General features: G+C 61.7%; 6 protein-coding genes. 2 read left to right on the forward strand and 4 right to left on the reverse strand.

From position 1 onward, the window contains the following. Positions 1–276 precede the first annotated feature (276 nt). Complete coding sequence (locus tag QRN22_RS10965) at positions 277–1,155, reverse strand: LysR family transcriptional regulator (RefSeq protein WP_042552977.1); 879 nt, start codon at positions 1,153–1,155, stop codon at positions 277–279. Positions 1,156–1,339: 184 nt separating this feature from the next. On the opposite strand from QRN22_RS10965, the gene QRN22_RS10970 reads away from it, so the two are divergent. After that, positions 1,340–2,101: a TSUP family transporter gene (locus QRN22_RS10970; RefSeq protein ID WP_042552975.1), complete on the forward strand. Its 762-nt coding sequence runs from the start codon at positions 1,340–1,342 to the stop codon at positions 2,099–2,101. Positions 2,102–2,357: 256 nt separating this feature from the next. Here QRN22_RS10970 and QRN22_RS10975 read toward each other — a convergent pair whose 3' ends face one another. Further along, positions 2,358–2,849 (reverse strand): hypothetical protein, encoded by a 492-nt coding sequence (locus QRN22_RS10975; RefSeq protein WP_042552974.1) that lies wholly within the window; start codon positions 2,847–2,849, stop codon positions 2,358–2,360. 291 nt (positions 2,850–3,140) lie between these two features. Next, entirely contained in the window at positions 3,141–3,482 is a 342-nt protein-coding gene (locus QRN22_RS10980; RefSeq protein ID WP_231570126.1) for a hypothetical protein, read from the reverse strand. A gap of 652 nt (positions 3,483–4,134) precedes the next feature. Here QRN22_RS10980 and QRN22_RS10985 point away from each other — a divergent pair. Further along, positions 4,135–4,491 (forward strand): ribonuclease E inhibitor RraB, encoded by a 357-nt coding sequence (locus QRN22_RS10985; protein WP_082045741.1) that lies wholly within the window; start codon positions 4,135–4,137, stop codon positions 4,489–4,491. Positions 4,492–4,573: 82 nt separating this feature from the next. Here QRN22_RS10985 and QRN22_RS10990 read toward each other — a convergent pair whose 3' ends face one another. Continuing rightward, entirely contained in the window at positions 4,574–12,871 is an 8,298-nt protein-coding gene (locus QRN22_RS10990; protein ID WP_285402595.1) for an autotransporter-associated beta strand repeat-containing protein, read from the reverse strand. Between the last annotated feature and the right edge of the window lie 255 nt (positions 12,872–13,126).

Here is a 13,126-nt window from a genome sequence, read left to right on the forward strand (position 1 = left end):
CGGAGCATGGCTACGAAGAACGCTTGTCAGGCTTGATGCGATAGATTGTCAATCTCGAGTCCATAAGGGCAGTAATGTGAGAGTGTAATTTCGCAAGGCATTCCATTTGGTATTCCATATAAAAATTGAAACCGATATTAATAATAAAAATCAAAAGGATACGAGTTTGATTCAAATTACCCCGGCCCACCAAATAAGCCTCTGAAGACCGAAAGGTTTTCAGAGGCTTTTTCTTTTTTGCGTGTCCTTCCTGGCACTCCCAGCCGGACCACACACTCACCTCTCCCCATCCAGAAAGGCTATCAATGCCTGCACCCGGGCGCTTCTGTCCTTGCGAATGGGCACCAGCAGTTGAATCGGTGCACTGCCGAAGGACCAGTGCTCCAGCAAACGCACCAGCGTTCCTCGGGCAATGCCATCGCGGACATCCCATTCGGATCTCAGTAGCAACCCGTGGCCCTGCTCCGCCCACTGTCGGGCGATAACGCCGTCGTTGCATACCAGCGTTGGCTCGATCCTCACGGTTTGGCTGACGCCTGACCGGCGCACATGCCAGAGCGTCGCGTCCTCTTCATTCTCACGGATGCAGATGCAGCGGTGCGCAGCCAGGTCGCCGGGATTTTGCGGGGCGCCGTGGGTATCGAGGTATGCGGGGCTCGCGCAAAGCCATCGTTCATTGGTCGACAGCGTTCGTGCGACCCATGAGCTATCGCGAACCGCGCCTATGTGGATCACCGCATCGCTGTCATGACGGTCCGGCCAAGGGGTTTCGCGCAGGTCCAGATGCACCTTGAGCGAGGGATGGCGCCGGGCGAACCTGGAAAGCAAGGGAGCCACGAATTTGCGCCCATAGCCGAACGACGTGGCCAGACGCAGCGTTCCGGTCAGTTGCCCCTGAGGCTCGCGAAACGTTTCACACAAGCCATCGATTCGCTCGAGAAGCGCGACGCATTCGGCGGCCAGTCGCTCCCCTTCGGCGGTCAGGCTGAGCCGCTGCGCATCGCGGTTCGCGAGCTTCGCGCCCAGGGCGGCCTCGAGCTTGCGCAGCCGCATCGACAGAGCAGGAGGCGTCACGTTGAGCATTCGTGCCGCGGCGCTCAGCGAGCCAGCTTTCGCCAACGTGGCGGCAAGGCGCATGTCTTCGACAGAGATCATTCAATTTTTCTTAAGGACTGATAAAGCCTGGTTGAACCACAGCTTAATGCAGGGTGAGTACGGTTGCACTTCGGCTCCCTCCCCGAAGAAGACCAATGGACGCGTATCGACCCGCCAGGAAAACGTCAGACACCCCGCATGGCTCCCGCCCAACCACAGGCCCTGAACCTCAGGCAGGCTTTTCATGGACATGATCCTCGATTCGCAAACCCTCCTGATACTCGCAACCGTCGCGGTGGCGGCCGGTTTCATCGACACGCTCGCGGGCGGCGGTGGGCTCATCACCATTCCGGCGATGCTGCTCATGCAAGTTCCGCCCGTACAGGCAATCGCGACGAACAAGCTACAAGGCACTTTCGGCACATTGGCGTCGACGCTGACGCTGATGCGCAGGCGACAAGTGACCTGGGACGATATCAAGGCAGCCTGCCTGTCTTCGTTCATGGGCGCCTCCTTGGGGGCTGCGGCCATCCAGTTCGTCGATGCATCGGTGCTGGATCTGTTGATCCCCATCGTGCTCGTGAGCATCGGGCTGTACTTTCTGCTGGCACCAAGCGCAGGTACCGTGGAGCGCAAGCCCAGGATGGGCAGCGGCTTGTACAGGTCCTGCATCGTTCCGCTCATCGGCTTTTACGATGGCTTTTTCGGCCCAGGCACGGGCTCGCTCTTCTCGCTTGCCGAAGTCGCGCTGCGCGGCCGCAATCTCGTACGTGCCACCGCCTCGGCGAAGGGCATGAATCTCGCCAGCAACATGGCCTCGCTGGTGGTATTCATCATTGGCGGCAAGGTGCTGTGGATTCTCGGGGGCACCATGGCCATAGGGCAGGTGATTGGCGCTTACCTGGGCTCACTGGTGCTGATGACGGGAGGCTCCAGGCTGATCAGGCCGCTGATCGTGATCGTTTGCTTCGCCATGGTAGGCCGCTATCTATATCAGCACCTCTGACGCCCCTCCCCGCCTCGGGCCCAATTCTCATCAGGGGCAGTTCAGGGTTGGCCCAAGGGCGACACGGGCTGATTACGATAATTACAATCACCCTGCCGAAGGGGCAGTGAGCCGAACAACGCACATTATCGGCTCACCATTTGAGCCGAATAAATTGGCTGATCGGCTCATGCATGTGCAGTCCGCTTGAATAGCCTACCTAGAACTGTAAACAGCTCGAGTGCCGCATTTCAGCCAGCAGGTAGAGCAAGCGGCGCTACTGCACAGAAAACCGCATCTGATAACCGCTTCCGCTTTCATGAGTTTGCCGACTTACGCTCAGCGTGGCGCCCTCGAACTCAACTGTCGCCTCTCGTCCACCGGTAATGGCCGAGGAGATGCTGGAGGGCAAACGCTTGCCGAATGCGTTGGTGCTGAGCCTATGCGAAACACGCAAGAAAGCATTGTTAGCATCTGACATGGCCTGAGGGGGATTCACGTCAAACACCACCTGAAGCAGGGTTGCAGCCTCAGGTGTACCAGTGGCCACAAACGACAACTGATGAAGTGGCCCTACGCTCTCTCGCCCGAACCCAATAATCTCGCTGACACAGTGACCTTCAAGATCCTCGTTGACTGCCCAGCCGCTCGCGCCAAGCTTTTCAACGTCCAGATACTTACAGACCACCGCGGGGTCGTTCGAAGGAAGCTGGGCCATCGCCTCGGTTGAGACCATCGCGATAATTACTGCTACTACGATTGCTTTCATACTGAATTCGTGATTAGTGGTTTGCGGGCATGGCGTTCGCCACGCCCGAGTTATCACCATCCAACACAACAGCGAATATGCAAGTGCCTGCCAGGCGACCTTACTGACGTCAGTGATCAGCACCAGCGGATCAGCCACAGCATTCGGCACGGTGGCTCGGTTTCCCTGGCCAGGTTCCAGCCTGAAGCACCCACGCATTGGAGGGCCGCTGCGGCAGGCCCCAGCGGACGCCAGTGATGCAGCCCAATACTCATGCGGGACCTGCTTGCCGGTGGTTTCCCGCCCCACTCCTTACCCCCGGCACCTCTCCCGCATCGCTGCCTTATGCGCGGCCTTCACCAGATCGCAGGCATCTTCGGTAAGCAGGTGGGCGGCTGCGCTGATGTTTTGTACGTCCGTGGCGTCGGCATGGGCGATGGTCATGGCGGCGAGGCTGTGCAGCAGGCCGCGAACTGCGCTGAGGCGTTGCTGGGCGCTTTCGTGCAGGTCGATGTAGGAATGGCTGGTGTCGATCAGCAGTACGGGAGTGGTGGTTGGATTGCTGGAGAGTGGAATGAAGTCAGTCATGATGCTGCCCCCCTTGAATTCAGGATGGCAGCGTGCGGACGGATTGGGGGCGTGGGTGTGCGTCATGGTTGTAGCTCCTTGATTTGGGGAGCTGCCACGGATCGCCGTCAAACGATTTAGGGTGGCAGCTGTGCGCGGGTTGACGGACCGGGAATCAAGGCACCCGGCGCACCCGAAGGTGCCCCACGCACAGCCGCCATGACACGACATCGCGGGCACAAAAAAAGCGCCTGCAATGGGTCTTGGGCGCTGTTGCGCCTTGATTTGCTCGGGCCGTCAAACCCGGTCGCTGGATTTACAGCGACGCGCACAGGGTAGCGTGGGGAATGCTCGAGGGCAAGCCAGCGCCCTCCGCGTAAAGGTTGCAATATGGATAGGGAACCGGCGCGCTGAATCAGACTCATCGGCAGTAGTTGGTAAAAGACATAAATGAAAATTCCGGCTCGCTTGCCGGCTTTGGGAGTTGCTGTCTTTGCGGCAATCAGCCTGCCCCTCACACTGCTTTCATGCCAATCCGTCAGTGCGAAAGAGGCCGATCTTTTCACGAACCGTCCTGCCAGCCGCAAACAAATCCGCCCTTTCAGCGCCGCACACCGAATAACGAGAGGGCGCGCACAAGCAGCTGAAATTTTTGCCATGCCTGTACGAATCGCTTCTATATTCTGCTGTTATCCGGGTCGCCCCAGAGCCCGCCCTTTAACCCGATATCAGGCCTCCCATGACTACACCTGCAGAACTGTTGGCACCCCTTCAAGGAAACGATGATCCTGATGCACGTGTGTTGCTGCAGATGGCGCAGGCCGGGGCGGATTTGAGAAAACCGCATGTGCCGGAGTTCGTCTTCGAGGTCGAGAAAGAGTCGGCGGCTCACGCGCTGGCAACCGAGCTGGCAGACCTCGACTACAGCGTGCAGATCTACGCCCCTGAGCAGTCAAACCCGGCCTATCAAGTGATTGCCATACGCACGATGGTGCTTGAGCTGCATGCCCTGATTCAGCTTTCGGAGCGGTTCGAGTCCCTGGCGCAACGACACGGGGCGGTATATGACGGCTGGGGGGCGGAGATCGTCGAGTGAGGCAGGAGCCGGTGGCCGAGGGTTGCACCTCGTAACGAGGTAGCCACTGCCTGCGCGGCATTGCACCGCGCAGGCTCTGTGCTCAGAACGCGATATTGAGCCCCAGACGAACACCGTGGTCTTGGTAACCATCGCCGACCTGCCCGGAGTAACCCAGGTCAAGACTCGCTTGCGGAGCGATCCTGGCGCTGACACCGAGTTGTAGAACCGCGGTGTCTCGGCTCACCGGTACGCCTTTGACGCTGAAGCTGTCGTTGCCAGCCAGACCAAGGCGGCGGCTTTCACTTGGCTCATCGAGCACGTGCTGCCACGCCAGGCTGCTCTGCACACTCAGCGGCACCCCGGCCACGCTAGCTGCTGGGGTGCTGGCACGCAGGCCAAGGCTGGAATAGGTTGCACGCGCCTTCTCGCTATCGCCGCTCAGCGCCGTGCTGCCACCTGTTTCGCGGAAACTGTCGCTGTCGACTTCGACATGGGCCAGGCCGACGAAAGGCTCCAGCGCCAGGTCACCCGCCTTGATCTCATAGCCCAACTCGCCGAACACCTGAGTGGTGCCAACGTTGTAGTCGGCTTTGACATGCTCCTCCAGGCTGCCGACCTTGACGTGGCGGCTGCTGTCCACGTCGCTCCAGGCATGCGAGGCGCCCACGCGCAGATGCAGTGCATCCCACTGCCCTCCCAGATAGGCCGTCAGCGACGTGCTGTCGACCTTGGCCGATGAGTTGCGCGCATCGGCATCCAGATCGCTGTTGCCGTAACCCGCAGCCAGGCCAGCACGCCAGGTGTCGTTCAGCGGCATGTCGATACCCAGCAATGCGCCCTGGGTATTGTGGTCGAGGTCGGCGACATTGCGGTTGCCGTTGCTGTCACCCCAGCTGCCGTAGCCCTGCACCCAGAAGGTCATGCCGCTGTCCGCATCGACATGCAGCACGCCTTCGCTCGGTGCCTGGCTCTGCGCATTGCGCAGGCGCGTACCAATGGCATCACGCACGTGGCGGCTGTCATCGAACATCGCGCCGCGGGTGCTGGCGTGGATTTCGCCAGACAAGCTGTCGTATGCAAGGCTCGCCTGATCGGCGCTCAACACCGCGACTGCGTCATACACGCTACCCGCGCCAGCGACATCGAGTGAGGAGGCCACGGCACGCTGGTTGTCGGTCTGTGCAACCGAGGCGAAGGCGATGTCGTTGCGGTTCAGAAGCAGCGTCGCACTGTTGCCCGTGTATGCCACCTGTGGCGTGAGGAAGGCCAGGTTGCTGCTGACGCTGCCGAAGGTACCGTTGAGGCTGGCGGCCTGAATGATGTTGTATTGGGTGTTCGACGCCCAGTTTCCAGCACCCGCCAGAACACTGAGGTTCGCGCCGCCCAGGGAGACGATACCGGTGGCGATGACTCGGTCGGAGCGACCGTCAGGTTCTGCTTCGATGATCAGTGTAGAGCCGCTGTTGAGGCTAAGGTCGCCGTTGATCCTGAGGGTACCGATGGAGTTACCCGGATCGAGAGTCGCACCACTGGCCAGGTTGACGTTGCCGATGATGATACCGTGACCACCAAGCATGGCGCCCTGAGTGACCCCGATGTCGCTGGCCAGGGTGGCCGTAGAGCCCGCTGCTCCGCCGACAATCAGGCTGCCCTCGACTACGGTGGTGCCGTCATCGATCGTCGAATTGCCATTGAGTACCTGCTTGCCAGTACCGACCTTGGTCAATTGACCAGCCCCGCTGATCGAGCCGTCATAGACACTACTGGTCCCGCCGGTGCCCACTTGCAGCGTGCTGCCTGCCGCCAGCGCGAGCGCTCCCGAACCACTGAGGGCGTCGACTTTATTGAGCCCACCGACGCTGACCGAGGCAGTCGTGGCAACGTTCAGATCGGCGTTGCCCAGGGCAGTATTGCCAATCAGGTGCAAGGTACCGTTGAAGATATTCAGCGAGCCACCGAAGGTGTTGTTGCCGCTCAGGGTCAGCTCAGTGGTGCCCTGCTTGTTCAACGCGCCGTTGCCACTGATAACACCGCTGAGGGTCAGGTCATTGCTACCAGCCAGTGTCAGGCTGCCGTTGAGTTCCAATGCGTTGGCCAGGTCGATGAAGGTGCTGTTGTCCAGGGTGGTGCCGCTGACGGTGACCAGTGCTCCGGTCCCCAAGGCCGCATTGCTACCGACCACCAGGGTTCCAGCACCGAGCAAGGTGCCACCGCTGTAGCTGTTGTTGCCGCTGAGGGTCAGCGCTGAGCTACCGGTCTTGATCAGGCTGCCGGTGCCGCTGATGCCCCCGCCGAGGGTCAGGGCGTTGGAGCCGACGAGGTTCAACCCACCGTCGAGCACGACAGCGTTGGCGAGGCTGACGTTGGCACTGCTGTCCAGCGCAGTGCCGTTGGCCGCTGTCAGCACACCGGTGCCGAGCGCCGCATTGTCGCCGACCACGAGCTTGCCGCCATTGAGCGCTGTGCCGCCGGTGTAGCCGTTGGCGGCGCTGAGCACCAGGGTGCCAGCGTCGTATTTGCCGAGGGTCCCCGTACCGTTCAGCGCTACCCCGAGGGTCGCGGTGGCGTTCGGATCGACGCGCACCGAGGCGTTGCCCAACGAACCGTTGAGCAGGTTCAGCGAACCCGCGGTGCCGTTCTGCAGGCTGTACCCGTCGGTGACGAATTGCATGCCGGTGATGGTTTGCGCGCCGTTGACTGTCACGCTACCCGCCGCGCCTTGGAATACAGCGAAGTTGCTGGTCCAGACCCGATTGCTGGTGCCGTTGACGTCGGTCCAGTTGGTGGTGCCGGTGCCCCATGCACCGCTGCCGCCATCGACCGCCCCGTTGGCGACCAGTTGATTGCCGTCCCAGAACTGCACAGTAACGCCCGGCACGGTGACCAGCAGGTTGATCTGATTGGCCTGCGCGGTTTGTAGCTGCAGGTCGCCTGTGCTGACGCTGCCCGGTACGGTGCCGATAAGCATGCCGTTGTCGGTCAGGCCGCCGGTGTAGTCGATCAGGCGGTACACGCCGTTGCCGAAACCACCGATGTCGCTGACGTTGAGGGTACCGTCGAGGGTGAGGTTGCCGCCTACGTTGACCAGTGCATTGCCGCCACCGGACACCGGAGTGCCGAGGCCGACATCGAAGTTCGAGTTAGCGCTGAACGCCAGCGAACCCACCGACAGGGTGCTGCCGGTCACGCCAGCCAGATTACCGCCACCGGCCACCGTCACGGCGCCAGTCACTGCGCCGCTACCGCTGAGGGTACCGCCGCTGTTGACCAGCACATTGCTACTGGCCAGCGAACCGTTGACCTGCAAGGTCCCCGCATTGACGTTGGCATCGCCGGTCAGGTCGCTGATGCCACTCAGGGTCACGCTGCCAGTGCCCAGCTTGGTCAAACCGCCGTCACCGCTGAGAACGCCGGCGAAAGTGCTGCTGACGTTGCTGCCGCCGACGCTCAGTGTATTGCCAGTGCCGATCAGCGTGGTACCGCTGCCCGTCAGGCTGGCGAGGCCGGCCGATGCGCCGAGATTGAGCGCCGCGCCACCGCCAAGATTGACCGTGGAATCGTTGCCCAGCGCCGTGCCGCTGAGGGTGGTGAGGCTGCCGGACAGCACATCGAAGGTGCCGCTGAAGGTATTGTTACCGCTCAACGTCACATCGGCCAGACCATTCTTGGTCAACGTGCCAGCCCCTGCGACCACACCGCCGAGGGTCAGGTTGTTGTTGCCGGCCAAGCTCAGATTGGAGTTGAGGTTGACGTTATTGGCGAGCACCAGCGGTGCTGAATTGTCGAGGGTCGATGCACCCGCCACGGTCAGTGCGCCGGAACCCATCGAGGCTCCAGTGCCGAGTGTCACCGTACCGGCGTTCAGCGTGGTACCGCCGCTATAGGTGTTGATGCCGTTGAGGGTCAGGTTCGACGCGCCATTGTTGATCAATCCGCCCGCGCCGCTGACCACACCTGCAAGGGTCAGGTTGTTGCTGCCGGCGTTGCTCAGGTTGGCGTTGAGCACGACGCTGTTGCCCAGGCTCAGCGCACTGTTGCTATCCAGCGCCGAGGCGCCCGCCACGGTCAGGTTGCCCAGGCCCAGCGCCGAGTTGCTGCCAACGGACAGGCTGCCAGCGTTCAGGATGATGCCACCGAGAAAACTGTTGTTGCCGCTCAGAGTCAGGTTGGCCGCGCCGTTTTTGCTCAGGCTGCCGGCACCGTTGACCGTGCCGGCAAGCGTCAGATCCGCCGTGCCGCCAATGCCGAGATTGCCGGCGAGGTTGACCGCGTTGTTCAGCGAGACCCCGGCGCTGGCGTCCAGCGTGGTGCCGCCCGCCGCATTCAATGTGCCGGAGCCCAGCGCCGAGTTCGACGCCAGAATCAGTCCACCGGCGTTCAGCGCCACCGGGCCGAGGAAGGTATTGCTGCCGCCGAGGGTCAGGTTGGCCACGCCGTTTTTGATCAGGCCGCCGGTGCCGCCAATCACGCCGTCGAGGGTCAGGGCATTGCTGCCGACCACGGTGAGGTTGCCATTGAGCGCCGCCGCGTTGGCCAGAGTCACCGCTGCGTTGCTGTCCAGTTGCGTGCCGGCATTGGCCGTCAGCGTGCCGGTGCCGAGCGCGGTGTTGCTACCGACGATGATCCTGCCGCCGTCCAGTTGCGTACCACCGGTATAAGCGTTGGCACCGCCGAGTACCAAGGTGCCTGCGTCGAGCTTATTGAGAATGCCGCTGCCATCGATATTGGCGTTGATGGTCGCCGTCACACCCGGATCAACGCGCAACGAAGTGGTGCCGCCTGTGCCGTTGAACGCCGTCAGTTGCCCCGCCGCATCGTTGACTACGTTGTAGCCATCGGTGAGGAATTGCATGCCGGTGAACGCTTGCGTGCCGTTCACCGTCACGGTGCCGGCGGTGCCTTGGAACACCGCGAAGTCGCCTACCCACGGCTGATTGACCAGACCATTGGCATCGGTCCAATTAGTGCCGACCGCACTCCAGATACCGCTGCCGCCATCGACCACGCCGTTGGCAATGGTCTGGCTGCCGTCCCAGTAACGAATGTTGACGTTCGGTGCCGACACTTGAATGTTGATCTGATTGGCTATGCCAGTCTGCACCACCAGATCGCCGAGGCCGTAGCCAACCGGCACGCTGGCGACATCGAGGCCCAGATTGGTCAGGGCGCCGGTGTAGTTGAACAGGCGATATACGCCGACGCCAAAACCGCCGGCATCGGTGACATTGAGATTACCGTTGAGGGTCAAGTTACCGCCAACGTTCATCAGCGACGTGGTCGACGGTGTGCCCAACGCCACATCGACGTTGCTGCCAGCCGCGAGGGTCAGCGCACTGGCGGACAGTAGGTTGCCCGACGACAATGCCAGATGAGCGCCGCTATTGACGTTGACACTACCAATCGCCGAACCGGTGCCGGTCAGGGTACCGCCGGTGTTGACGTTGACCTGCGCACTGGCCAGCGAACCGCTGAGATCGACGATGCCGCCGTTGATCGCGGTGTTGCCTGTGATGCCGTTGATCCCAGTGAGGTTAAGGGTACCCGTGCCGACCTTGATCAGGCCGCCGCTGCCACTGAGGTCGCCGTCGAATGTGCTGGTGACGTTGCCACTGCCGACGGTCAGCGTGTTGCTGCCGGTGAGCTGCACACTACCGCTGCCGGTCAGTGCGCCGAGGCTGGCATCGCTGCCCAGATTGAGGCCGGCGCCAGCGCTGACGTTGACGCCAGAGGTGTTGCCCAGCGCATTGTTGTTGAGGGTAGTGACGCTGCCGGATACGATATCCAGCGCGCCAGTGAAGGCATTGTTGCCGGCTAGGGTCAGGTCGGACAACCCGTTTTTGGTCAGGCTGCCGGCGCCGTCAATGATGCCGTTTAGGCTAAGGTCATTGTTGCCCGCGACGGTCAGCCCAGCGTTGAGCGTCAACGCATTGCCGATACCGAATGCGGCACTGTTATCAAGTGCTGCCGCGCCACCAACGATCAGCGCCCCGCTGCCCAAACCGCTAGCGTTACCCAACGTCAGCGTGCCGGCATTGAGGGTGGTACCGCCACTGAAGGTGTTGTTGCCGTTGACGGTCAGATTGGCTGCGCCGTTCTTGATCAGTTGGCCAGTGCCGCTGGTGACGCCTCCGAGCGTGAGGTTTTGCGTGCCGCCAACGGTCAACGCGGCATTCAGGACGACGACGTTGTTGAGGCTGACCAGCGGCGAGTTGCCGTCCAGCGTTGCAGCGCCAGCAACGGTCAACGCACCGACGCCCAGCGCCGAGCTGTTGCCGACTGTCAGCGTACCGGCGTTTAGCGTGGTGCCGCCGAGGTAGTTGTTGGCAGCGTTGAGAATCAGATTGGCCGCGCCGTCTTTCACCAGACGGCCAGCGCCGCTGACCAGCCCGGTCAGGGTCACATTCGCCGTGCCGCCGATGTTCAAGGCACCGGCGAGCGCCACGGCATTGTTCAGGCTGACGGCCGTATTGGCATCCAGCGTGGTGTTGCTCGCCGTGTTCAACGTTCCGGAACCCAGTGCTATGTTGCTGCCGACAATCAATTTGCCAGTGTTCAACGCGGTGTTGCCAAGATAAGTGTTGGCGCCGTTGAGGGTCAGGTCGGCAGCGCCATTCTTGGTCAGCCCACCGACACCGGCGACCACGCCACCGAGGGTCAACGCATTGGTCCCCCCCAGGATTAGAGTGCCGGCGAGGTTGACGTTGTTGGCCAGGGTGGCAGCAGTGCTGGCATTGAGCGAGGTGCCATTCGACGCGTTCAGTGCGCCGGTGCCGAGTGCGGTGTTGGAGCCGACCACCAGCGAACCGGCATTCAGCGCCGTGGTGCCGGTGTAGGTGTTGTTGCCATTGAGGGTCAGGCTGGATGCGCCGGTCTTGGTCAGGCCGCTGCTGCCGCTGATCAGGCCGCCGAGCGTCAGTGCTCCCGTGCCGCCAGCCGTCAATGTGCCGCCGAGGCTGATGGCGTTGGCCAGGTTGATCGTGCCCGGTGCGCTCAGCGTTGTCGCGCCGGTGACGTTGAGGGTGCCGGTACTTAAAGCCTGATTGTTGCTGACCTGCACCGTACCGCCATTGAGCGTGGTATTGCCCAGATAGGTGTTGGCAGCGCTGAGGTTCAACTGGCCGACGCCGAGTTTGGTCAGGCCACCACTGCCGGAAATCACCCCGCTCAGTGTGGTCGCGTTGGTGCCTTGCAGCGTCACGCCGCCAGCGCCGAGGGAAATCATATTGCCGATGTTCAACCCGGCATTGCTCGCCTGCAGAATCCCGCCGTTGGAGGTGATCACGCCGCTGCCGAAGGTGGCGCTGTTGTTGAACTGGGCGACACCGCCATTGAGCGTGGTCGCGCCGCTGACCAGAGGCCCCTGCAAGGTCCAGGTGCCACTGTTGAGGGTCAGGTTGTTAAAGTTGACGTAAGTGGCGCTCGAGGCAGTGCCGACACCGGTGGTGCCACCGCCGACGCCGACCGGATTTTGCAGGATCAGGCTGTTGGTGCCGCCGGCGCCGCCATCGACCGTGCCGGTCGGGGCGAAGGTCAGGTTGATGCCGATCAGTCCACCCAGACCTACACTGATCTGCACGCCGTCTCCGACCGGCACCGAGGAACCGGTCACCGCGGTAAAGGTGTTGGTGCTCGCCGCGCCCATCGAGACACCGCCAGTAATAGCACCCGCGTTGATGAAGGTATTGCCTGCCGCTGACGTCTCGAACGCAACACGACCGTTGATGACGCCGGTGCTGCTGTTGGTCATGCTGACTTGCGAGCCACCGTAGACGCCAATCACCGGCGTATCGGCCAGGGTGATGCCACCGACAGACAAACCGGTTGAGGTGATGGTGCCGTTGTTGGTGATGGTGGTGGTACCGGCAGCGGCATTGTTCACGGCGATGCCCAAGCCGTCGATGCTGGTCAGGTTGAGGCCCAGCAGCATGCCCGTGCCGCGAATGATACCGCTGGCATTGTTGAGCACGCTGACCGTGCTTGTTGCGCCGGTGCCGATGAACGCACCGCCGCTCAACACCGAGACCAGCCCCAGTAGCGCCGGATCGATAGTGCCGGAGTTGTTCAGGGAAATGTTCACCCCGGTCAGGTCCATCACGTGGCCGCCGAGGGTCGCATTCATCTGCGCGCCGGAGTTGACGTTGACCGTCAGGCCGCTGGTAGCGCTGGAGAAGTTGTTGAGAAACAGCGGCAGGCTCGGCACACCGGTGCAGGTAACCGTCGATCCGCTGGTGCTGCAGGTAGCAAAGGCGGTTGGACTGAATCCCGCGCCGAGGAGCAGCGCGGCCAACGCCAACTTGCCTGACCGTCGGGAGCCCTTGCGGCAACGCTTGCTGAGCTCATGAGTGACCGCCCAGCAACCCAACGAAGCATTCCATACCAACGCAAATACGTGATTCATTGCGACCACTTCCTTGTAGTTTGAAAACACTCCCGATGGAGTCATGCGGGACTGAGTGAACAAACCGTCGCTTAAATACAGCAGCAAAAATGAAAAATGGTAGCGCTTGGCCATTTATATTTAAGGTGGCGTCTCCTTTTGCGACGACCGGCAGGCAAAGGCATGTGAGGCCTGTGATCGAATAACTCTCGGGAGGCATGCCTCGGCCAGCCTTCTGAGTATTTCGGAGGGTCACTCGAGCCACCTGTAAGCCAA

The organism is Pseudomonas sp. MEJ086 (assembly GCF_030209025.1).
In the GTDB taxonomy this organism is placed as follows: domain Bacteria; phylum Pseudomonadota; class Gammaproteobacteria; order Pseudomonadales; family Pseudomonadaceae; genus Aquipseudomonas; species Aquipseudomonas fulva_A.

Excerpts from the sequence above, each read along its gene's own strand:
- QRN22_RS10975 (WP_042552974.1), bottom strand. The coding sequence starts at position 2,849 with ATGAAAGCAATCGTAGTAGCAGTAATTATCGCGATGGTCTCAACCGAG.
- QRN22_RS10980 (WP_231570126.1), bottom strand. The coding sequence starts at position 3,482 with ATGACGCACACCCACGCCCCCAATCCGTCCGCACGCTGCCATCCTGAA.
- QRN22_RS10970 (WP_042552975.1), top strand. The coding sequence starts at position 1,340 with ATGGACATGATCCTCGATTCGCAAACCCTCCTGATACTCGCAACCGTC.
- QRN22_RS10990 (WP_285402595.1), bottom strand. The coding sequence starts at position 12,871 with ATGAATCACGTATTTGCGTTGGTATGGAATGCTTCGTTGGGTTGCTGG.
- QRN22_RS10985 (WP_082045741.1), top strand. The coding sequence starts at position 4,135 with ATGACTACACCTGCAGAACTGTTGGCACCCCTTCAAGGAAACGATGAT.
- QRN22_RS10965 (WP_042552977.1), bottom strand. The coding sequence starts at position 1,155 with ATGATCTCTGTCGAAGACATGCGCCTTGCCGCCACGTTGGCGAAAGCT.